This window comes from Paraburkholderia aspalathi (genome assembly GCF_900116445.1).
In the GTDB taxonomy this organism is placed as follows: domain Bacteria; phylum Pseudomonadota; class Gammaproteobacteria; order Burkholderiales; family Burkholderiaceae; genus Paraburkholderia; species Paraburkholderia aspalathi.
Map to the genome: position 1 here is coordinate 146,275 of NZ_FPBH01000014.1, position 19,695 is coordinate 165,969.

Annotated in this window: 17 protein-coding genes; 11 read left to right on the forward strand and 6 right to left on the reverse strand. The window is 62.0% G+C overall.

Features of this window, described 5'->3' with window-relative positions; translation table 11 throughout:
- Position 1: 1 nt before the first annotated feature.
- A complete protein-coding gene (locus BM438_RS21835; RefSeq protein ID WP_054035533.1) occupies positions 2 to 865 on the forward strand; it encodes an ABC transporter permease in 864 nt (287 codons plus the stop codon).
- A 226-nt stretch (positions 866 to 1,091) separates the two neighbouring features.
- Entirely contained in the window at positions 1,092 to 1,400 is a 309-nt protein-coding gene (locus tag BM438_RS21840) for a DUF4148 domain-containing protein (RefSeq protein WP_093637581.1), read from the forward strand.
- A gap of 277 nt (positions 1,401 to 1,677) precedes the next feature.
- On the opposite strand, the gene BM438_RS21845 is transcribed toward BM438_RS21840, so the two are convergent.
- The 5 genes from BM438_RS21845 to BM438_RS21865 form a co-directional block, all read right to left on the reverse strand.
- The gene (locus tag BM438_RS21845; protein ID WP_093637584.1) at positions 1,678 to 1,926 is read right to left on the reverse strand and encodes a hypothetical protein; all 249 of its coding nucleotides are present in this window, start codon (positions 1,924 to 1,926) and stop codon (positions 1,678 to 1,680) included.
- A gap of 166 nt (positions 1,927 to 2,092) precedes the next feature.
- Positions 2,093 to 3,139 (reverse strand): phytoene/squalene synthase family protein, encoded by a 1,047-nt coding sequence (locus BM438_RS21850; RefSeq protein ID WP_093637589.1) that lies wholly within the window; start codon positions 3,137 to 3,139, stop codon positions 2,093 to 2,095.
- 109 nt (positions 3,140 to 3,248) lie between these two features.
- Positions 3,249 to 5,087, reverse strand: a complete 1,839-nt coding sequence (locus tag BM438_RS21855; RefSeq protein ID WP_244179428.1) for a feruloyl-CoA synthase — start codon at positions 5,085 to 5,087, stop codon at positions 3,249 to 3,251.
- Positions 5,088 to 5,255: 168 nt separating this feature from the next.
- Entirely contained in the window at positions 5,256 to 6,707 is a 1,452-nt protein-coding gene (locus BM438_RS21860) for an aldehyde dehydrogenase (RefSeq protein ID WP_093637593.1), read from the reverse strand.
- Between the two features lie 85 nt (positions 6,708 to 6,792).
- The gene (locus BM438_RS21865; protein ID WP_093637597.1) at positions 6,793 to 7,620 is read right to left on the reverse strand and encodes a p-hydroxycinnamoyl CoA hydratase/lyase; all 828 of its coding nucleotides are present in this window, start codon (positions 7,618 to 7,620) and stop codon (positions 6,793 to 6,795) included.
- A 167-nt stretch (positions 7,621 to 7,787) separates the two neighbouring features.
- On the opposite strand from BM438_RS21865, the gene BM438_RS21870 reads away from it, so the two are divergent.
- The 9 genes from BM438_RS21870 (at position 7,788) to BM438_RS21910 (ending at position 18,690) form a co-directional block, all read left to right on the forward strand.
- Positions 7,788 to 8,258, forward strand: coding sequence for a MarR family winged helix-turn-helix transcriptional regulator (locus BM438_RS21870; protein WP_175049047.1), 471 nt, complete (start codon positions 7,788 to 7,790; stop codon positions 8,256 to 8,258).
- Positions 8,259 to 8,653: 395 nt separating this feature from the next.
- A complete protein-coding gene (mhpT, locus tag BM438_RS21875) occupies positions 8,654 to 9,886 on the forward strand; it encodes a 3-(3-hydroxy-phenyl)propionate transporter MhpT (protein WP_425270744.1) in 1,233 nt (410 codons plus the stop codon).
- 85 nt (positions 9,887 to 9,971) lie between these two features.
- Positions 9,972 to 11,111, forward strand: a complete 1,140-nt coding sequence (locus BM438_RS21880; RefSeq protein WP_093637608.1) for a porin — start codon at positions 9,972 to 9,974, stop codon at positions 11,109 to 11,111.
- Positions 11,112 to 11,121: 10 nt separating this feature from the next.
- Positions 11,122 to 12,849, forward strand: coding sequence for a tannase/feruloyl esterase family alpha/beta hydrolase (locus BM438_RS21885; RefSeq protein ID WP_093637611.1), 1,728 nt, complete (start codon positions 11,122 to 11,124; stop codon positions 12,847 to 12,849).
- Positions 12,850 to 13,250: 401 nt separating this feature from the next.
- Complete coding sequence (locus tag BM438_RS21890; RefSeq protein WP_093637615.1) at positions 13,251 to 14,726, forward strand: ATPase domain-containing protein; 1,476 nt, start codon at positions 13,251 to 13,253, stop codon at positions 14,724 to 14,726.
- Positions 14,727 to 14,732: 6 nt separating this feature from the next.
- Entirely contained in the window at positions 14,733 to 15,083 is a 351-nt protein-coding gene (locus BM438_RS21895) for a response regulator (RefSeq protein WP_093637618.1), read from the forward strand.
- 121 nt (positions 15,084 to 15,204) lie between these two features.
- A complete protein-coding gene (locus BM438_RS21900) occupies positions 15,205 to 16,638 on the forward strand; it encodes an MFS transporter (RefSeq protein WP_093637622.1) in 1,434 nt (477 codons plus the stop codon).
- 25 nt (positions 16,639 to 16,663) lie between these two features.
- Positions 16,664 to 17,863: a CaiB/BaiF CoA transferase family protein gene (locus tag BM438_RS21905; RefSeq protein ID WP_093637625.1), complete on the forward strand. Its 1,200-nt coding sequence runs from the start codon at positions 16,664 to 16,666 to the stop codon at positions 17,861 to 17,863.
- 2 nt (positions 17,864 to 17,865) lie between these two features.
- Positions 17,866 to 18,690 (forward strand): citryl-CoA lyase, encoded by an 825-nt coding sequence (locus BM438_RS21910; protein WP_093637628.1) that lies wholly within the window; start codon positions 17,866 to 17,868, stop codon positions 18,688 to 18,690.
- Here BM438_RS21910 and BM438_RS21915 read toward each other — a convergent pair.
- The gene (locus BM438_RS21915; RefSeq protein WP_093637631.1) at positions 18,678 to 19,442 is read right to left on the reverse strand and encodes an IclR family transcriptional regulator; all 765 of its coding nucleotides are present in this window, start codon (positions 19,440 to 19,442) and stop codon (positions 18,678 to 18,680) included. The genes BM438_RS21910 and BM438_RS21915 overlap by 13 nt on opposite strands.
- Positions 19,443 to 19,695 lie beyond the last annotated feature (253 nt).

Here is a 19,695-nt window from a genome sequence, read left to right on the forward strand (position 1 = left end):
CATGTCTACTACCCCTCAACAGACGATGCCTTCGGGCATCGATCCCGCGTCGCTCGCGCAAGTCGAACGCGTCGCGCAAAAACGTATCCGCCAACGTCATGCGCTGGTGATCACGCTGCGTATTGTCGTGCTGGTGGTTGTGCTCGGCGGATGGGAATTGTCCGCGCGCCTGAAGTGGATCGATCCGTTCTTCTTTTCGATGCCGAGTGCGATCTTCGATCAGATCATCGACTGGTTCGTGAACGGCACGTCGCAAGGACCGCTCCTGACGCAGGTGTGGGTCACGCTCGAAGAAACCGGGCTCGGCTTCATTATCGGTTCGGTGGCGGGCGTGTTCTGCGGCATCGTGCTTGGGCGCAACAAGCTGCTCTCCGATGTGTTCAGCCTCTACATCAAGATCGCCAACTCGATTCCGCGCGTCGTACTCGGCTCGGTGTTCGTGATTGCGCTCGGTCTTGGCATGGCTTCGAAGGTGGCGCTGGCAGTGGTGATGGTGTTCTTCGTCGTGTTCGCCAATGCGTTCCAGGGTGTGCGTGAAGCTGACCGCTACATGATCGCGAATGCGCAGATTCTGGGTGCGTCGCGCCGTCAGGTGACAACCTCGGTGGTGATCCCGTCGGCATTGAGCTGGATTCTCGCCAGCTTGCACGTGAGCTTCGGCTTTGCGCTGGTCGGCGCGGTGGTGGGTGAGTTCCTCGGCTCGAAGCAAGGTATCGGCCTCTTGATCTCCACTGCGCAAGGCGCCTTCAACGCAAGCGGCGTGTTCGCGGCGATGATCGTGTTGGCGGTGGTCGCGCTCGCCGCAGACTACCTGCTGACTGCGGTCGAACAGCGGCTGTTGAAGTGGCGGCCCGCAGCGGTTTGAGTTGAACGTCAGGTCGTAAAGGGAGAAAGGGCGCCGTCGGCGCCCTTTTTTCGCGATGCGCACAAGAGCGCATTAACCAAAGCACTCTTCTTTTGTTGCAAATCTCGCAACAAACATTAGCTGAATTGATGATTACTCCGGTCAGATCGCAAAACTACAATGGAATCACTGACTACGAACAACACCGCTCGTAGCAAGATAAAGACCGAACTGGAGGTAGTTCATCATGAAATCGCTCATTCAAGCCGTTGTTGTCGCCGCTGTGCTGGCCGCTCCTGTTGCCTCGTTCGCGCAGTCCAACCAGCCCGTGACCCGCGCCGAAGTCCGCGCGCAACTGATTCAACTCGAAAAGGCAGGCTACCAGCCGGGCCGTTCCGACCCGTACTATCCGGCTGACATCCAGGCTGCACAAGCTCGTGTCGCCCAGCAAAACGGTACCGCAGAAAGCAGCTACGGCGGTGTGGCGAACGGCTCGTCGCAGTCGAGCCAGCCGGTTCCGGTGAGCGGTTCGAAGTCGGTTTATTTCGGTAACTAAGCTGGTAACTGAGTTGCCAACCAAGCCGTCCAGCGGATCGAGGCAGAGAGGCCACGCCGTCTGCCCTGATCTACCGCTAAGCCCGCAACACAGCCGCACGCTCTGATTCAAACGAACTGGCCCGCGACCGAGTATCCCCGATCGCGGGCCAGTTCTGTATTCGATACCTCCGTCATCGGGCTCCCGATGACTTCGCCTGGACCTTCACGGTCTGGGCGCTTTTTGTTTATGTCGTGCTATATCTGGCCTGAGCCTTAGCGGCGCCAGGCTGCTTGCGTTATTCGCGAGCGATCAGATCGCCCACCTGGCCACGACCCGTGACGAGACAACTCGACAGGAAATTTTCACCCTGGCTGCTGGCCCCGGCGTCACCGAAACCCTTTTTCAACGCATTCGCTTTGACCAGCTCCGCGCCCTGGTGGCACGTAATTGTCCCCATCTCTCCGGCTTGCGCGCGCATCAGCGCTCTATCCGCCATCAAATAGCCAAGCAACAACACCACTGCAATATTGAACGCTTGTCTCATGAATCGTCTCCTCTTTTGAAGAGACTAACGCGAACCATCAATGCAGGGTGCCAGGGGTTTCCCGATTGCTGGCGATTCAATAATGCGGATTAAGTTGAAAGGCAATGCCGCGTAAATCGGCTATGCGGCATGACTGAATCCACGTTAAAACCATCGCAACCCACGCTCAGAATCGAGCTTCGATTTGCTTGATCCGCTTTTCAACCGACGCTCGCACCAGACCGTTCGAAGGCACCAGCAGCAGTGAAGACGCAATGATTTGATACACCTGATTGCGCCGCACTTTAGAGACCTTGGCCGGGTCGAGCCAGTCATTGTTATCCACCAGCAACAGCAGCGTATCCAGGCCGATCAGGATCGGCCACAAGCAGGCGAGGCGCAAACGCACTGAAAACGCGGGAATCGCGAGCGTGTAGTCCAATGCCTCGCGAAAATGATCCAGCGACTTGCGCACGAGTTCGACCATCAGCGGCCGGCCGCGAACAGAATTTGCCGGCTGCAGGAGGTCTTGTGCGCTCAGACCATATTGATCGAGCATCGTCTGCGGAAGGTAGCAGCGGCCGATCCGCAGATCCTTGCCGCAATCGCGCAACACGTTGGTCATCTGCAGCGCTTTGCCGAAACCCACGCCGCGGCGCGTCATGATCTCAGACCGCTCTTTCAGTGTGCCGGGCATGTGCGCGTAGGTCATGGTGGTCCAGAATTCGCCGACGCAGCCGGCCACCAGGTAGGTATAGCGGTCGAGTTCGTCGTACTCGCAGAGCGCGGCGATCTGGCCGGAACGTTCGTCGGGGAACGTGCGAAGGTCGAATTCCATGCCCTCGGTCAGCGTCGACACGATCTCGCGTACGGCCTTACGGTCGGACTCGCTCAGTTGCGACAGCACCTCGAGCGCAGGTCCTAGCGACTCGAGCAGCACCTTTTCATCGGACTGGATCTGTTGGCCCGCCACTTCAGTGGCCATGCGCTGGAGCAGCGCGCCGTCGTTCGGGGCGCCGTTGATCTGGTCGCGCAGCGACAGCAGCATTGCAAGGCGTTGCTCGGGCGAGATCAGCGAGGTATCCGCAATCGTGTCGGCCGCGCGCGCGAGCAGGTACGCGAGGCCGATCGGATCGCGCATCCCCGCGGGCAGCACGCGCAGGGTGAGATAGAAGGAGCGTGAAACGCCTTTCAGGAGCGGGCCGAGAAGAAAGGCCCGGGTCGGATTCGGCATGAGTGGGATCAGGTCAGTATTGGGCAAGAATCAGGCGCTGCCGAATTGTATACGGCGAAGCGCCTTTGCCGTGCGACGAGAGACCCAGGGTTAGCGAACGATGCGTGCCTTACGTCGCGCCACACGCAGCCGCGTAAATCACGGCGGGGTCGCGCTGTGCCGCGCCGTACATCGCTTCGACGAGCGCCGCCCGATGCGTGAGCACCGCGCGCTGATTGATCGACCCTTTGTCGGTGATCTCGCCGAGATCGAGCGAAGGGGCGACGTCCATCAGCCGGATACGGGCGATCGTCGTCGCGCCGCCAGTCGCACCGCGATTGAGCGTTGCCAACAAGGCTGCAAAATGCGCGCGCACGGCGGGTGCTTCGATCACCTCACGCGCGCTGGCCGACAAAGGCAAACCAGCCAGTCGCCGGCAATCGTCGAGCCGCGGAAACACCAGCAAACCCACGTCGTCGCGATTCATCCCGGTAACGACCACGTCCTGCACGTACGGCGCGCCTTCGGAAATCACGCGAGCCCGCATCGGGCCGACGCTGACGAAGGTGCCCGAACTCAGCTTGAAGTCCTCGGCGATGCGCCCGTCGAACAGCAGCCCGAGCTCCGGTCGTTCGATATCGACAAAGCGCAACGCGTCGCCGCTGCAAAAGTAACCTTCTTCGTCGAAGACGTTGTCCAACTCCGCGGAATTCGCGCGCCAATAGCCGGCCATCACATGCGGTCCGCGATAACGCGCTTCCAGTTTGTCGCCGACCGGCGCGAGTTTGACCTCACAGCCAGGCGCCGGTGAGCCGACATAGCCGGCGCGCATGATCGGACCTGTGGTGAACAGACAAGACGGCGAGGTCTCGGTCATGCCGAGTCCGGCCATGATGCGAATGCGCTCGCCGCAATATTGCTCGGTGACGCGTTCGAGCCGATCCCACGCGGCTTGCGAAAGCCCCGCGCCCGCGAAGAAATACACCTTCACGCGCGAGAAAAACGTCTCACGCAATTGCGCGTCCTGCTCCAGCGCGATGGCCAGTTCTTCCCAGCCCTTCGGCACGTTGAAGTAGATCGTCGGTGCGATTTCACGCAGGTTGCGCAGCGTTTCTTCGAACTTGCCGTTGACTGGCTTGCCATCGTCGATATAGAGCGTGCCGCCGTTGTAGAGCGCGATGCCCGCATTATGGCTGCCGCCGAAGGTGTGATTCCACGGCAACCAGTCAACCAGCACCGGCGGCACGTTCGCGAACTCAGGAAACGTTTCGAGCAGCATCTGCTGGTTGCTGCACAGCATGCGGTGCGTGGTCGGCACGGCCTTGGGCAGTTTGGTCGAGCCTGACGTGAACAGAAACTTGGCGATGGCGTCCGGGCTCAACGCCGCCTGAACGGAATCGACTGTGGTGGGCGTTGTATTCAGCAGGTCGCTGAATGAAGTCACGCTGCGCGCCGCCTGCGGCTCTTTGGGTTCTGTTGCAGCGACGACTTCGACGTCGGCTGGCACCACGGCATCGATCGCCCTCGCAAAGATGTCGTAGCCCGTTACGAAGACCAGGCCCGGCGTCAGCAGATCGATCGTATGGCGCAGCTTGCCGAAGTCGCCGGAAGCGAGCGCATACGCCGGGGAGATTGCCGCATACGGAATGCCGGCCCACATCGCGCCGAGCGCCAGTTGCAGATGCTCGAGATCGTTGCCCGAGAGAATCACGACCGGACGCTCAACGGAGAGATCACGCGCCAGCAGCGCTTGCCCAATCGCGCGAGCACTTTGCAGCGCCTTCGCGTAGCTCAGGCCGATCCATTGACCGTCACTGCCGCGTCGCGCCGCCAGCCAGCGCTCCGGATGTTCGCGCGCGCCGCTCGCGAGCCGGTCGGTCATTCGTTGTGGGTGTTCGCCGAGCGGCTCGGCAGCGCGCAAATACCACGTGTCGCCGTGCCGTTGCGCGTGCAACGATGACGCGCCGATCGTCGTCGCGCGGTAATGCGTCGACGCGTTGTCGTGCGCGATGGAAGTGTTCGGTTGTCTCGGCTCGGAATGCAACGCCTGTCTCCATGGAAAGCAGTCTGCGCCCCGTTCTCTGCGGCGGCGCGACCTTCCTTTAATGCTCCAACGCGGTCATTCGACCGCGCACAATCAAATCGGATAGTGCCGCGGGCCGGTCTGAATCGTGATCCAGCGCAGGTCAGTGAACTCGGCGATCGACGCCTTGCTGCCAAAGCGCCCATAGCCGCTCTTCTTCACGCCGCCGAACGGCATCTGCGCTTCGTCGTGCACAGTCGGCCCGTTGATGTGACAGATGCCCGATTCGATGCGTTTCGCCACATTCAACGCGCGCGATATATCGCGGCTGAATACTGCCGCGGAGAGACCGTATTCGCTATCGTTGGCGACCTGAATCGCTTCCTCGTCACTGTCCACGCGCTGCACCGTCACCACCGGGCCGAAGGATTCCTCGGCATAGAGCGACATGTCCCGCGTCACGCCATCGACAATCACCGGCTGCATCACCGCACCGTCAACCGAGCAACCGACCGGCAGCTTCGCGCCCTTCTCATGCGCATCTTCAACGAGCGCCTTGATGCGCCGCGCCGCCGCCACACTTTCGAGCACGCCGAGCACGGAATCGGCCGCAGCGGGATCGCCCGCCTTCAGCGTTCGTGCTTTGGCCGCGAGCTTCTCAACCAGCACGTCGGCGATTTTGCGGTCGACGATCAGCCGCTCCGTCGACATGCAAATCTGCCCCTGGTTAAAGAACGCGCCAAACGCGATGCCGTCCACCGCGACATCCAGATCGGCATCGTCGAGCACCACCACAGGCGCCTTGCCGCCGAGCTCGAGCAACGCCGGCTTCAGATGCTGCGCGGCATGTTGCGCGACGATGCGCCCAACTCGCGTCGAGCCGGTGAAATTGACCCGCCGCACTGCCGGATGCGCGATCAACCTTTCGACGATCGCCGGCGCATCTTCAGCCGAATGCGTGATGACGTTCACCACGCCGTCGCCGAGGCCGGCTTCCTGCAACACACTGCCGATCAGTCGATGCACACCGGGACAGCCTTCGGAAGCCTTAAGCACGATTGTGTTGCCGCACGCGAGCGGCATGGCAATTGACCGTGTGCCGAGAATCACCGGCGCATTCCACGGCGCCATACCGAGCACCACACCGCACGGCTGGCGCACGGCCATCGCGAGACTGCCCGGCACGTCCGACGGAATCACGTCGCCGTCGATCTGCGTGGTCATCGCAGCAGCTTCGCGCAGCATGTTGGCGGCCAGCATCACATTAAAGCCGTACCAGTTCGGCATGGCGCCGGTTTCTGCCACACCGGTTTCGATGAACTGCGCGGTGCGCGCATCCATCAGATCCGCTGCAGCCAATAGACGTTTGCGACGTTCGGTCGGCGCCAACGCGGACCATGCCGGGAACGCGCGCGCAGCGGATTCGACCGCCGCATCGGCATCGGCCAACGTGGCGGCAGCCGCACGCGAAGCCGCCACGCCGCTCGCGGGATTGATCCTCTCGAATGTTCTGCCGTCCGATGCGCCACGGCTCTCGCCGCCGATCAACAATGTCACTTCATGCATGTGTCTCGTCTCCTCGCTATATCTCTCGTCCCGCCAGTCTTCCTGCGCGTGTATCTGCCTGCGCTACCTTAGCGCCGGCGATAGCTCAGCGCTTGTAGGTTTGCAGACCCGGCTTGATCGCCTTCTCGTCGAGGAACTGCTTCAGGCCCTGCTCGCGGCCGCCTTCGGGATCGCGCAGTTGTGCCTGGTCCAGCTTGGCGTACAGGTAATCCTCGTTCTGATCCCAGGTCAGTTCACGGCAACGCTTGAAACCGTGCTTGGCCGCGCGCAGCACCACCGGATTCTTCTGCAACAGCTTGCCTGCGAGAACACGCGTCGCCTCGCGCAGTTCGGCACGCGGCACGCTGTTGTTGACGAGACCCATCCGCGCGGCTTCCTGCCCCGTGAACGTCTCGCCGGTCATGATGTAGTAAAGCGCCTGACGATGCCCCACGGTATCCGCCATCGCCTTGCTCACCAGGTTGCCCGGCGGAATGCCCCAGTTGATTTCGGAGAGGCCGAACACGGCTTCGTCAGCGGCGATTGCGAGATCGCACGCCACCAGCGGCGAGAAGCCGCCACCGAAGCACCAGCCGTTGACCATCGCGATGGTCGGCTTCGCGTACATGCGCAGCAACTGCCATTGCCAGCGGCATGCATCGCGGCGAATCTTTTCTTGCAGGATTTCCGGGCCGGCGTCGACTTCACGGAAATATTCCTTCAGGTCCATACCGGCGGTCCACGCGTCGCCCTCACCCGTCAGCACGAGAACCTGTGCTTCGGCGTCCAGCTCGACTGCCTCGAGGACCTCGATCATTTCCTTGTTCAAAGTCGGGCTCATCGCATTGCGCTTCTCTGGGCGATTGAACGTAACCCATGCGATGCCCTCTGCCACATCGACCTTGACGGTTTTCCAACGACCTTCGTAACTCATCTACTTTCTCCGTGAATGTTGACCCCTGCAGCGGCCCGATGAGTGCATTTAATATCAGGCTACCTGATATGTAAAGCGGAATTTCGCTGACTCGGTGCAAACCCCTATCGGTCGAATTAACGCAGAGGCGCGCTAAGATGCAGGCTAGACCGGACCTCCAGCCCACCATGAGCAAAAATCCAGATTCGCCCGCCGAACCCACCACTACGCGTACCCGTCGCCCGCATCTGCGGTTGGCCTACGTGATCGGAAGTCTCGACCGCATCCTGCGGCGCCGCATGACCGAAGCACTCGCACCACTCGGTCTCACGCTTTCGCAATTCACCGCGCTTTCGGTGCTAGACGCAAAGGGGCAGGCGTCCAATGCGCAAGTGGCCGAACGCTCCTTCATCACGCCGCAATCGGCCAATGAAGTGATGAACGCCATGGCGAGCCGGAACTGGGTCAGCCGCGAGCCGGACCCGACGCACGGCCGCATCGTGCTGCTGCAACTGACCGATGAAGGGCGGGCCGTGCTGCGCGAATGCGAGCAAGCGGTGAAGACGATCGAGAAACAGATGATGGAAGGTCTCGAGCTCGACACGGCCGGCGTCGTACAAACTCACCTCGAAACTTTCGTGCGCAACCTGCGCGACTAACTTCTCCGTCTTTGCAAATTGCTAGGTGTTTTCACCGAAGCATTTGCACTTGTATTATCAGTCTACCTGATATTAAATCCTATCCACGATGCAGCGTGTGGAGACGCGTTGCATCGCGTCGAATCAAACGGACAGCAACGCAGACATCGAACCGATGTGCTGTGCGCTGCGGCTTTCGCCGGGCGGTTCTTAAGCATTCCTCGATGACCTCGACGGCGGTCTGAGTCCCGTTTCATCGAGCCGGTCTGGAACACCGGACCGCCCCGACATTGAGCAAACGCAACCGTCTCTGCGCCAAGCCGGCACACCAGACGGCGGCTCCGCACCTGCCGCTCTTCATCGACGCCGGAAAACCACGCATTTTAATAAGGATCACTAACGTGAAAAGAGCCGGAATACTACCCTCGACAGAAAGCCTTGCAGGACCGGCGACGTCCAGCCGGACAAGCGCCTTTGTCACACTCGGATTGTGTTTTGCCGTCGCGTTGCTCGAAGGGCTCGATCTGCAGTCAGTCGGCATCGCCGCGCCACGGATGGCGCGCGAGTTCGGTCTCTCGGTCGGGCAAATGGGTCTCGCGTTCAGCGCCGGGACCTTCGGCTTGCTGCCGGGTGCGATGTTCGGCGGACGGCTTGCCGATCGGATCGGCCGCAAGCGCGTGCTGGTGATTTCCGCATGCCTGTTCGGCTTGTTGTCGATCGCAACCGCGCTAGTAAGCGACTTTCACACGCTGGTGATCGTGCGGGTGCTGACGGGCATTGGTCTTGGCGGTGCATTGCCTAACCTGATCGCGTTGTCGTCGGAAGCGGTCGAGCCGCGCTCGCGCAGCACCGCCGTGAGCGTGATGTATTGCGGCATTCCGTTCGGCGGCGTGATCGCTTCGGTGATCGGCGTGTTGAGCGCGGGCGACACCGAGTGGCGGCACATCTTCTATGTCGGCGGCGCAGGGCCGCTCGTGCTGGTGCCGCTGTTACTCGTGTTTCTCGCGGATTCGAAGGCATTCACTCAAGCCTCCCGAGACGGTCAGGCGAAGCCCGCGCCGGTGGGCGAAATCCTGTTCGGCGGTACACGCGGCCTCTCGACCGTGCAGATCTGGGTCAGCTATTTCTGCACGCTGATCGTCCTCTACTTCCTGCTCAACTGGCTGCCTTCATTGATGGCCGCAAGCGGTCTGTCACGCGCACAAGTGGGCTATGTGCAGATTTTCTTCAACATCGGCGGCGGCATCGGCGCGTTGTGCATCGGCATGTTGATGGACCGGATGCGTTCGGGTCTCGTCGTGGCGGGCATGTATGTCGGGATCATCGCGTCGCTCGCGGCGCTCTCGATGGCGCCCGGTTTCGGCGCGCTCGCCACCTCCGCTTTCTTCGCGGGGATGTTCGTGATCGGTGGGCAATCGGTGCTGTACGCACTCTCGGCCGCGTTCTATCCGACTGCCATGCGCGGCACCGGCGTCGGCGCGGCGGTGGCGGTGGGCCGTATCGGCTCGGTGGTCGGACCGCTGGCAGCAGGTCAATTGCTGGCGATGGGGCGCAGTTCGTCGACGGTGATCGGCGCGAGCATTCCCGTCACGCTGATCGCCGCCGCGGCTGCGCTGTTGTTGCTACGCCGTCCGCGTGCTGACAACTGACCGGACCAGGCAAGAAGACTCAAGAAGATTCAAGAAAACCCACCAACAACAACCACATTCGATCAACGGTTTGGAGACACCCAGCATGCAAGCATCCACACGCATTCTTCTTTGCAGCGCATTGTGCGCCGTCAGCGGTGCCGCGGCGGCTCAATCGAGCGTAACGCTCTACGGCATCATCGACACCGGCATCGAATACGTATCGCACGCAAACGCCGCGGGCAAAAGCGTCTTTCGCATGCCGTCGGTCACCGGCGAACTGCCTTCGCGTTGGGGCCTGCGCGGTAATGAAGATCTGGGCGGCGGCTATAGCGCGGTATTCACGCTGGAAAGCGGTTTCAACGTGCGCGCCGGCGATCTCGGTCAGGGCGGCCGATTGTTCGGACGTCAGGCATTCGTCGGCATCAAGAGTCCGTACGGCACCGTTTCGTTCGGGCGACAGTACACGATGACGTATCTCGCGCTGATGGGCGCGGACCTGATTGGTCCGGACATCTACGGGCTGGGCTCGCTCGACGCCTACGTGCCGAACGCCCGCGCCGACAATTCGGTGAGCTACCTCGGCACTTATGCGGGCGTGACGCTCGGCGCGAACTATTCATTCGGCCGCGACGCGGCGGGCACCGGCAACTCGCCGGGCCAGGGCACCTGCAGCGGCTCTGTCGCCGGGCATGCAACGGAATGCCGCGAGTGGTCGGTGATGTTGAAGTACGACGCGCCGCTGTTCGGCGTTGCGGCGTCGTATGAAGAGCAACGCGGCGGGAGCACTGCTGCGGCGAACTTCTTCGACGGCGTTGCGCCCATTCCGCTCACCAATGCCACCGACAAAGACATTCGCACCCACGTCAGCGCCTACGCCAATATCGGCAAGGCAAAGATCGGCGCGGGCTGGCTCAATCGCCGGGTCGAACCATCAGCCGTCACGATTGCAGCGGTGCGCTCGAATCTGTTCTTCGTGGGCGCCTCGTACTTCGTAACGCCGGCCTTCATCGTTGACGGCGAGGTCTATCACATCACCAATAGCGAGCACGACACGCGCGCCACGATGGGCACGCTGCGCACCACCTATCTGCTGTCGAAACGCACCGCCGTCTACGCGCAGGGCTCGTATCTCGCCAACAGCGCGAAGGCCCGCTACTCGGTCAGCGCCGGAGGCGGCGGCACGACACCCACGGCGGGCACCGGCCAGACCGGCGTAATGCTCGGCATTCGTCACTCGTTCTAGGGGATACCGCATGAAGCACACATCCATCGCACTGGCTGCAGCGGCGGCACTGACTCTCGCCGCGTGTGGCGGCAATGATGTCAGCGACCCGGCCACCACGAGCACGAATGCCCTGCCACAACTGAATGCGGCGACTCCCGGCACACTCGCCGGCAATTGCGCCGCGCTCGCCGCGAAACTCACGTTCGCCAACACCGTCTTCACCTCGGTGTCAGACGTCGCGGCCGGCACGCTCAAGGTGGCCGGCAAACCGATCGCCGAGCACTGCCTGATCCAGGGCAGCATGAATCAGCGCGTGAGCGGCGTCGATGGCAAGACGTACGCCATCGGCTTCGAGATGCGTCTGCCGCTGGCATGGAACGGGCGCTTCTTCTATCAGGCCAATGGCGGACTTGATGGGAATGTGGCGACCGCCACCGGTGAAATCGGCGGCGGCGGCCCGACCAACGACGCGCTCAACATGGGCTTCGCTGTAATCAGTTCGGACGCAGGCCACAGCGCGTCGCAAAACCCGCTGTTCGGCCTCGACCCGCAAGCACGCCTCGACTACGGCTACAACGCAGTCGCCACGCTCACGCCGATGGCCAAGCAGGTGATCAAACTCGCCTACGGCAAAGGGCCGGACCGCAGTTATTTCGACGGTTGCTCCAACGGTGGCCGTCATGCATTGGTCGCGGCGGCACGTTCTTCGGCGCAATACGACGGGATCATTGCCGGCGACCCGGGCTTCCACTTGCCGAAGGCGGCAATCGGCGAAATGTGGAGCGCGCAGCAATTGGCCAAGGTGGCGACCGCCGCAACCACGAACGGCCTGCCCGACATCACGACCGGCTTTACCGCAGCGGAACGTCAGATGGTGGCCTCGAAGATACTGGCCAAATGCGATTCACTCGACGGCGCCAGCGACGGCCTCATTCAGGATATCAAGGCATGCCAGGCAAATTTCAGCCTGGCGACAGACGTACCCATCTGCACGAACAACGTGCGCGACGGAACCTGTCTGACGAGCGCGCAGAAGGACGCGATCGGCAACGTCTTCTCAGGCGCACGCAACAGCGCCGGCACGGCCTTGTATTCGAGCTTTCCATACGACGCCGGGCTCGGCCCGGGCTGGTCGGCATGGAAGCAGGCGAACTCGATCACCCTTGATCCCGCCGCAGCGGCATTCACGTTCACCACGCCGCCACAGAGCGCATCGGTGTTGAGCCAGTTGTCGGCCTACGCGCTGAACTTCAGCATGGATACCGACGCGCCGAAGATCTTCGCCACGAGTGGCGTGTATAGCGAGTCCGCCTGGTCGTTCATGACGCCGCCCGACGAGACCAACCTCAGTGCGTTGAAGCAACGCGGTGCAAAGCTCATGGTTTATCACGGCACGAGCGACCCGGTGTTTTCGTCGAACGATACGACCGACTGGTACCAGCGGCTCACGGCAGCCAATGGCGGCGACGCCTCGAACTTCGCCCGTCTCTACACGATCGCCGGCATGAACCACTGCTCCGGCGGTCCGAGCACCGACCAGTTCGACATGCTCACGCCGATGATCGCCTGGGTCGAACAGGGTAAGGCGCCGGACAGCGTGGTCGCCACCGCGCGCGATGCGAGCAATGTCGTGCCGAACACGGACGTGCCGGCCGATTGGGGTGCGGGACGCACGCGGCCGCTCTGTGCGTATCCGAAAGTCGCCCGTTATCAAGGCGGCGATATTAATGCCGCGAGCAGTTTCGCGTGTAGCTAAGGCGCAACTGGCGCATTGCCGCGCCATTACCGACCCAGCGGAAAACACCTCATCCTCGCGCATGACGGGCACTTTGCATGCGCGAGGGATATCTCATCTCCTCCATTGCCGTGCCCCCTTCGTTGCATCGATTTGAAAAAAACACCGCCACACTCCCGCTGCCCCGCCCTGTAAGCCCCCTCTCTCGCGCCCCTTGCGCACGCTGCGCGCTGGCCTCTCCCTTGCTGCTCACCAAGCGGGAGGCGGGCGCAGCCAGGTTTCCCCTCACCGAATGCCGACACGCTTAGCGGCGCCCACGACCAGGAACGCGAATTGCTGGCGCGGTTAGGTTGAGCGACGCACCTCCGCTTGATTTCATTTGCAAGCTGTCGCTCCTCCGTACTTTGAACGACATATCGACAATGACTATCCACGAATCTCAGACACCTTCCCGCTCCAACATCGAAACAGGTGTCCCCGGTTTCGACGAGATCCTGGGCGGAGGTCTGGTCAGCGGCGGCGTCTATCTGCTGGAAGGCATGGCCGGTGCAGGCAAAACGATTCTGTCGAGCCAGATCGGCTTTCATCGTGTCAGCAAGGGCGAAAAGGTGCTCTACGTGACCCTGATCGCCGAGTCGCACGACAAGTTGCTGGCGCACCTCAAAGGCCTGAGCTTCTTCGACGAAACCGCCGTCGCGCAGCAAATGCTGTTCGTGTCCGGCTATCACGAGCTGATGCAGGACGGTCTCGATGGCTTCCTCAAGCTGATTGCGTCGAGCATTTACGACCATCGGCCGAGCCTCATGATCATCGACGGCTTTCGCAGCGCACGCGAATTCAGCGAAACCGAATTGTCGCTATCGAAGTTCATCCACGAACTGAACGCGCTGGCCGCGGCAATGGATTGCACCACGCTGTTGCTCGCGCCGCTCTCCGGCAACGAACCGCACCCCGAGCACACGCTGGTTGACGGTCTGATCGAGCTGAACCGCTATAACGACGGCATGCGCCGTGGACGCGAAATCGAAGTGCACAAGATGCGGGCGCGCAACCATCTGATGGGCAAGCATTTCTTTCGCATCGCCGAAAGCGGGCTTCTGATGTTCCCGCGCCTGGAATCGCAATGCGCCGCGCAACCAGGCCCGGTCGATCTGAAAACACGGCTCGGCTTCGGTCTCCCGCATCTCGACAATCTGCTCGGCGGCGGTTTTGCTCAAGGTTCCACGACCACGCTGATCGGGCCGTCAGGTGTCGGCAAGACCCTGCTCTGCCTGCAGTTTCTCGCGGCCGGCGTGGCGCGCGGCGAACGCTGCGCGTACCTGGGATTTTACGAAGGGCCGCAGCGGCTGGTCGGCAAAGCCGAGGCCGTCTCGATCGATCTCGCCGACGCGTACGACGACGGCCGCCTCATGATTCAATGGCAACCCGCCATTGAACTCGCGATCGACGAACTCGCGGCGGTTGCGCTTGCCACGGTCAAGCAGAGCGGTGCGAAGCGGATCGTGATCGACGGCGTGGAAGGCTTTCGCGATTCCGCCTTGCGAACCGAACGCTTCGGCCTGTTCCTGAATGCCTTGCTTCATCAACTGAGGGAAGCCTGCGTCACCACGATACTGACTGAGGAGTTGCCGCTTTACGCCGACCCCGGACACGCGAAGAGCGTGCGGGTCTCCGCCTTGACCGAAAACCTTGTGCTGCTGCGCTACGCCGAAACGGACACGGGTTTGCGACGCATGATTTCGGTGGTCAAGCAACGCGAAAGCGCGCACGACACGTCGCTGCGCGAGCTCCTCATTTCGTCTCAGGGCCTCGACGTAATCGAAAGCCCGCTCAGCCCCGCCAACGTGGTTTCAGCGCAAGGCCTGTCGGCCACGCTGACGCCGCGACGAGAAACGTAGCCACCCATGAAAACCATTCTGGTCGTGGACGACGAGTTCGACATCCTCACGGTCTGGCGACTGTTGCTGGAGCGGCATGGCTATGCCGTATTGACGGCCTCCAACGGGGCGGCCGCGCTTGAACAGATCAACAAGACCCGGCCCGACATCATCGTGTCGGACTGCATGATGCCGGTCATGTCGGGGCTGCAACTGTGCGCCGCGCTTTACAACGACCCCAATCTGCGCGCGATTCCGATCATCCTGTGCAGCGCGGCCGCGGATATCCCCGTGCAACCGAATCCCAGCATCGCATACGCGCGCAAGCCGCTTTCATTCGACGCCCTTCTCGCGATGTTGCAGCGAATGGGAGTTTGACGGCTAGGTAAAACCCCGAATCCCTGGCAGACGCCACACGGACTAATCTCGGCACACCCATTAAATAGAACGTCGTTCTGTTGAACAGAACGACACAGCAAGAGACTCCAAGGAGGATTCCATGGCAAGCCTGCCGATCGAAGCACCCGGCGCGTCGCCCGATTCAAGCGCCGGTGCGCAGGGACTTACGACCGGCATCAACGCGCGCATCGACCGACTTCCCGCGACGCGCACGGTATGGATGCTGGTATTCCTGCTGTCGATCGGCGGCTGGTTCGAGTTCTACGATCTGTTTTTTACGGCCTATGTCGGCCCGGGCCTCGTCAAAAGCGGGCTCTACGCGACGACCACCGCGTCGTTCTTCGGCGTGGCCGGGCTGGGCGCTTTTGTAGCGGCGTCGTTCGCGGGACTCTTCATCGGCACGTTCTTTTTCGCGGGCATGGCGGACCGCTATGGCCGCCGAACCGTGTTTACCGTATCGCTCCTGTGGTATTCCGCCGCCACACTGATCATGGCGCTGCAAACCAGCGCGCCGGCTATCAACCTGTGGCGCCTGATCGCGGGCATCGGCGTGGGCGTCGAACTGGTGACGATCGACACGTACGTCAGCGAACTCGTGCCGAAACATCTGCGTGGCCGCGCGTTCGCTTTCGTTCATCTGGTGCAGTACACCGCCGTGCCGTCGGTCGCCCTGCTTGCATGGTGGCTCGTGCCGCAAACGCCGTACGGCGTCGACGGCTGGCGCTGGGTCGTGATCATCGGCGCGCTCGGCGCGGTCGTGGTGTGGGCGATTCGCCGGCGCGTGCCGGAAAGCCCGCGTTGGCTCGCGCAGCAAGGCCGCGCCGCCGAAGCGGAACAGGTCCTGCAGGCGATTGAAGCGAAAGTCGCGAAGCAATACGGCAAGCCATTGCCCGCCCCTGTCCCGACAGTCGAGCCCGCCACCACGAAGGCGGCCTTCCGTGAAATCTGGCAGCCGCCGTATCGCAAACGCGCGATCACGATGCTCGTGTTCAACCTGTTCCAGGCGATCGGCTTCTACGGTTTCGCGTCATGGGTGCCGACCCTGCTGGTTTCGAAAGGCATAACGATCACGCACAGCCTGATGTACTCGTTCGTGATTGCAGCTTCGAATCCGTTCGGACCGCTGATCGGCATGGCGATCGCGGACCGCATCGAACGTAAGACCTTGATCGTGTTGTCGGCACTCGGTATCGCCGTGTTCGGCAGTCTGTTCGCGACGCAAACCTCGCCCGCCATGCTGATGACGCTCGGTGTGCTGATCACCCTTAGCGGCACACTGCTCTCGGTCGGCTATCACGCGTATCAGACCGAACTGTTCCCCACGCGCTTGCGGGCCCGCGCGGTCGGTTTCGTTTATTCGATGTCGCGTTTATCCGCGATGTTTTCCGGCTTCATGATCGCCTTCGCGCTGCGCCACTTCCAGGTGCCGGGCGTGTTCGCGTTGATCACTGTGTCGATGGTGATGGTGATGGGCGCGATCGGCATCTTCGGGCCGCGTACCAACAATCGCAATCTCGACGAAATTTCGCATTGAACGCATTGAACAAGAGGCTTCAAAGATGACGCTGCCGTTGGCTGGAGTACGGGTACTGGATTTATCGAATGTGTTGGCGGGACCCTTTTGCGCATATCAACTCGCGCTGCTCGGCGCCGACGTGATCAAGGTCGAACACCCCGAGGGCGGAGATCTTGCGCGGCGTTTGGGCGCCGACAAGGGCGCATCCATGCGCAACATGGGCGCCTCGTTCGTCGCGGTGAATGCGGGCAAGCAGTCCATCACGCTCAATCTGAAAGACCCGCGCGGCAAGGCCATTTTGCGCGAGCTCGTCAAAACCGCGGACGTGCTGGTCGAAAACTTCCGGCCCGGTGTGATGACGCGGCTCGGCCTCGATTTCGACGCCCTGCGTGAAGTGAATCCCAAGCTCGTGTATTGCGCGATCTCCGGCTTCGGCATGGACGGCGAGTTTTCGAAACGCCCGGCCTACGATCAGATCATTCAGGGCATCTCGGGCGTGATGAGCGTGACCGGCGATGCCGACAGCGCACCATTGCGCGTCGGCTATCCGGTATCGGATACCGTAGGCGGTCTCACGGCGGCGTTCGGCATCTGCGCCGCATTGGTCGACGCCCGCGCGAGCGGACACGGCCGCATGCTCGACGTCTCGATGCTGGAAGCCACGCTGGCGACGATGGGCTGGGTCGTGTCGAACTATCTGAATGCCGGCGTCACGCCCGAGCCGATGGGCAACGAGAACTTCACCGCCGCGCCTTCGGGCACCTTCAAAACCGGCGACGGCCCCCTCAACATCGCCGCGAACGAGAACAAGCAGTTCGCGAGCCTCTGCCATCTGATCGGCCGTGCGGATCTGCTCGATGACGCGCGCTTCTCCGAGCGCAACGCGCGCAAAGTGAATCGCGCAGCATTGAAAGCCGAAATCGAAGCGGCACTGGCAAGCGACAGCGCGACGAACTGGGAAGCCAAATTCTTCGAAGCAGGTGTGCCGGCCGGGCGCGTGATGTCGGTGCCGGAGATTCTCGCGCACCCGCATCTGGAATCGCGCGAGTTCATCCGCGAATTTGCCGGCGACGGCGCCACTGAGCGGCAACGCGTCACCCGTGCGGGCTTTCGCCTCTCCGATGCCGACACGGCACCGACCGCACCCGCGCCGGTTCTATCCGCTCACACGCGCGAACATCTCGCCTCGCTCGGTTACGACGACGCGCAAATCGACCATCTACGCTCCGAAGGAGTGATCTGAACATGACGCAAGCATTCGACGCCGCCAAGCTCGCCGCCGAGTACTGGAGCACCTCGATCATCGATATCCATCCCGGTTCGATCAAGGTGCGCGGTTTCCCGATTCAGGAGTTGATCGGCAACGTCAGCTTTCCGCAGATGATCTGGCTGATGCTGCGCGGCGAACTGCCCGATGCCGCGCAAGCGCGCTTGTTCGAAGCGGCGTTGGTGGCATCGGTCGATCATGGTCCGCATGCACCGTCGATTGCAATCTCGCGGATGGCGACCAGTTGCGGTTTGCCGTTGAACGGCGCGATGGCCTCGGCGATCAATGCACTGGACGATGTGCATGGCGGTGCCGGTCAGCAGGCGGTCGAACTGTACGATTCCATCGCCGAACGCATACAAGCAGGTGCCACGTTGGAAGATGCGGTCGAGCAAGGTGTCGATGCTTTCACCGCCGAACACGGCAAGTATTTGCCCGGCTTCGGGCACCGCTTTCATCCGGTCGATCCGCGCGCCATCCGGCTTCTTTCGCTCGTGGACGAAAGCGTCGAACAGCAAAGCATCAGCGGACGATACGCCGCTATCGCGCGCGGCATTGAAGCCTTGCTCAAGCAACGCAAGAACAAGCCCGTACCGATGAATATCGACGGCGCTACCGCCGTGATCTACGCGGAACTCGGCTTTGCGCCGGAGCTGGCACGCGGGGTGTTCTGCCTGTCACGCGCGGTCGGCATTCTGTCGCATGCATGGGAGCAACGCGGACGCAACGAGCGCAACAAAGGCCCGATGCCGCGCCAGATGAGCTACACGTACACGGGCAAGCCCGAGCGTCACCTGTCCTGAACTTCGGCCGCGCGCCGCTGCGCGTTGCGCATTGCGCGCGAGTCGCCGCCTAATGCATCCGTTGCGCGTGCGGCGCAATCGAACAGCGCGCCGAGATTGCTCTCGAGGAACGCCTGATCGATGCGAGAACTCGGGCCAGCAAGCGTCAGCACGCCACGCAAACTTTGCCGCACACCGAACACCGGCATCGACACCCCCGCCGTCTCGCGGTCACGCTCGCCGATCGACACACAGTAGAAATCCTCGCGGATCTTCTCGTACGGCTCGCCCGGCTTGCCGCCGAACGCCAGCAATGCAAGACCGCCCGAGCCGCTTTCCAGCGGCAGCACGTCACCTTCGCGCACGTGAAATCGCACCGCATGCGTCGAGTCCACACGATGCAGACACACACGCACCGCCTCGTCGCGCACATAAAAGGAGACGCTTTCGCCGCTCGTTTCAGCGAGTTCACGCATCAGCGGCACCACAATGTCGCCGACGTTCAGGCTGCGCTGATACAACGCGCCGAGCATGAAGGTGGCGGAGCCGAGTTGATAGCGGCCGTCGTCTAGTCGCAGCAGCAGGCGGTGCTGAATCAGCGAACCCGCCAGCCGCAGCAGCGTGCTCTTGTAGAGGCCCGTGCGAGCCGCGAGCTCGGCGAGCGTGAGCGCGACGTCGTCCGGCCTGAAGGCGAACAGAATCGCGCAAGCACGATCGATGACGGCAACGCCCTCGCTTTCCTTTGAGTTTGATTTGTCCGCAGGCGTTGGCATGAGTTGGCGTAAATGACGTTACTTCATATCGAAGTGGAAATTTTACGCCATGACGCGGGGCTGTCATACCAGGCGGTGGTTCTTCGGGGCCGAAACAGCCGGAAATCAGCGGCTGGGCGGTGAAAGCCGTCGGAACTTGGCGCCACTGGGGCAAAGCACGCACTGTGAATGCACGTTGAGACGATCGCGCCATTTGTTGAGCCGTTCCGGCATTCAGCGTTTTGCCGCCGCCCTCTACAGTGCGTTATCGAAC

Coding starts and splice junctions, on each gene's coding strand:
- BM438_RS21900 (WP_093637622.1), top strand. CDS start 15,205: ATGGCAAGCCTGCCGATCGAAGCACCCGGCGCGTCGCCCGATTCAAGC.
- BM438_RS21870 (WP_175049047.1), top strand. CDS start 7,788: ATGAGCAAAAATCCAGATTCGCCCGCCGAACCCACCACTACGCGTACC.
- BM438_RS21865 (WP_093637597.1), bottom strand. CDS start 7,620: ATGAGTTACGAAGGTCGTTGGAAAACCGTCAAGGTCGATGTGGCAGAG.
- BM438_RS21840 (WP_093637581.1), top strand. CDS start 1,092: ATGAAATCGCTCATTCAAGCCGTTGTTGTCGCCGCTGTGCTGGCCGCT.
- BM438_RS21835 (WP_054035533.1), top strand. CDS start 2: ATGTCTACTACCCCTCAACAGACGATGCCTTCGGGCATCGATCCCGCG.
- BM438_RS21915 (WP_093637631.1), bottom strand. CDS start 19,442: ATGCCAACGCCTGCGGACAAATCAAACTCAAAGGAAAGCGAGGGCGTT.
- BM438_RS21845 (WP_093637584.1), bottom strand. CDS start 1,926: ATGAGACAAGCGTTCAATATTGCAGTGGTGTTGTTGCTTGGCTATTTG.
- BM438_RS21860 (WP_093637593.1), bottom strand. CDS start 6,707: ATGCATGAAGTGACATTGTTGATCGGCGGCGAGAGCCGTGGCGCATCG.
- BM438_RS21910 (WP_093637628.1), top strand. CDS start 17,866: ATGACGCAAGCATTCGACGCCGCCAAGCTCGCCGCCGAGTACTGGAGC.
- BM438_RS21890 (WP_093637615.1), top strand. CDS start 13,251: ATGACTATCCACGAATCTCAGACACCTTCCCGCTCCAACATCGAAACA.
- BM438_RS21850 (WP_093637589.1), bottom strand. CDS start 3,139: ATGCCGAATCCGACCCGGGCCTTTCTTCTCGGCCCGCTCCTGAAAGGC.
- BM438_RS21905 (WP_093637625.1), top strand. CDS start 16,664: ATGACGCTGCCGTTGGCTGGAGTACGGGTACTGGATTTATCGAATGTG.
- BM438_RS21885 (WP_093637611.1), top strand. CDS start 11,122: ATGAAGCACACATCCATCGCACTGGCTGCAGCGGCGGCACTGACTCTC.
- BM438_RS21895 (WP_093637618.1), top strand. CDS start 14,733: ATGAAAACCATTCTGGTCGTGGACGACGAGTTCGACATCCTCACGGTC.
- BM438_RS21880 (WP_093637608.1), top strand. CDS start 9,972: ATGCAAGCATCCACACGCATTCTTCTTTGCAGCGCATTGTGCGCCGTC.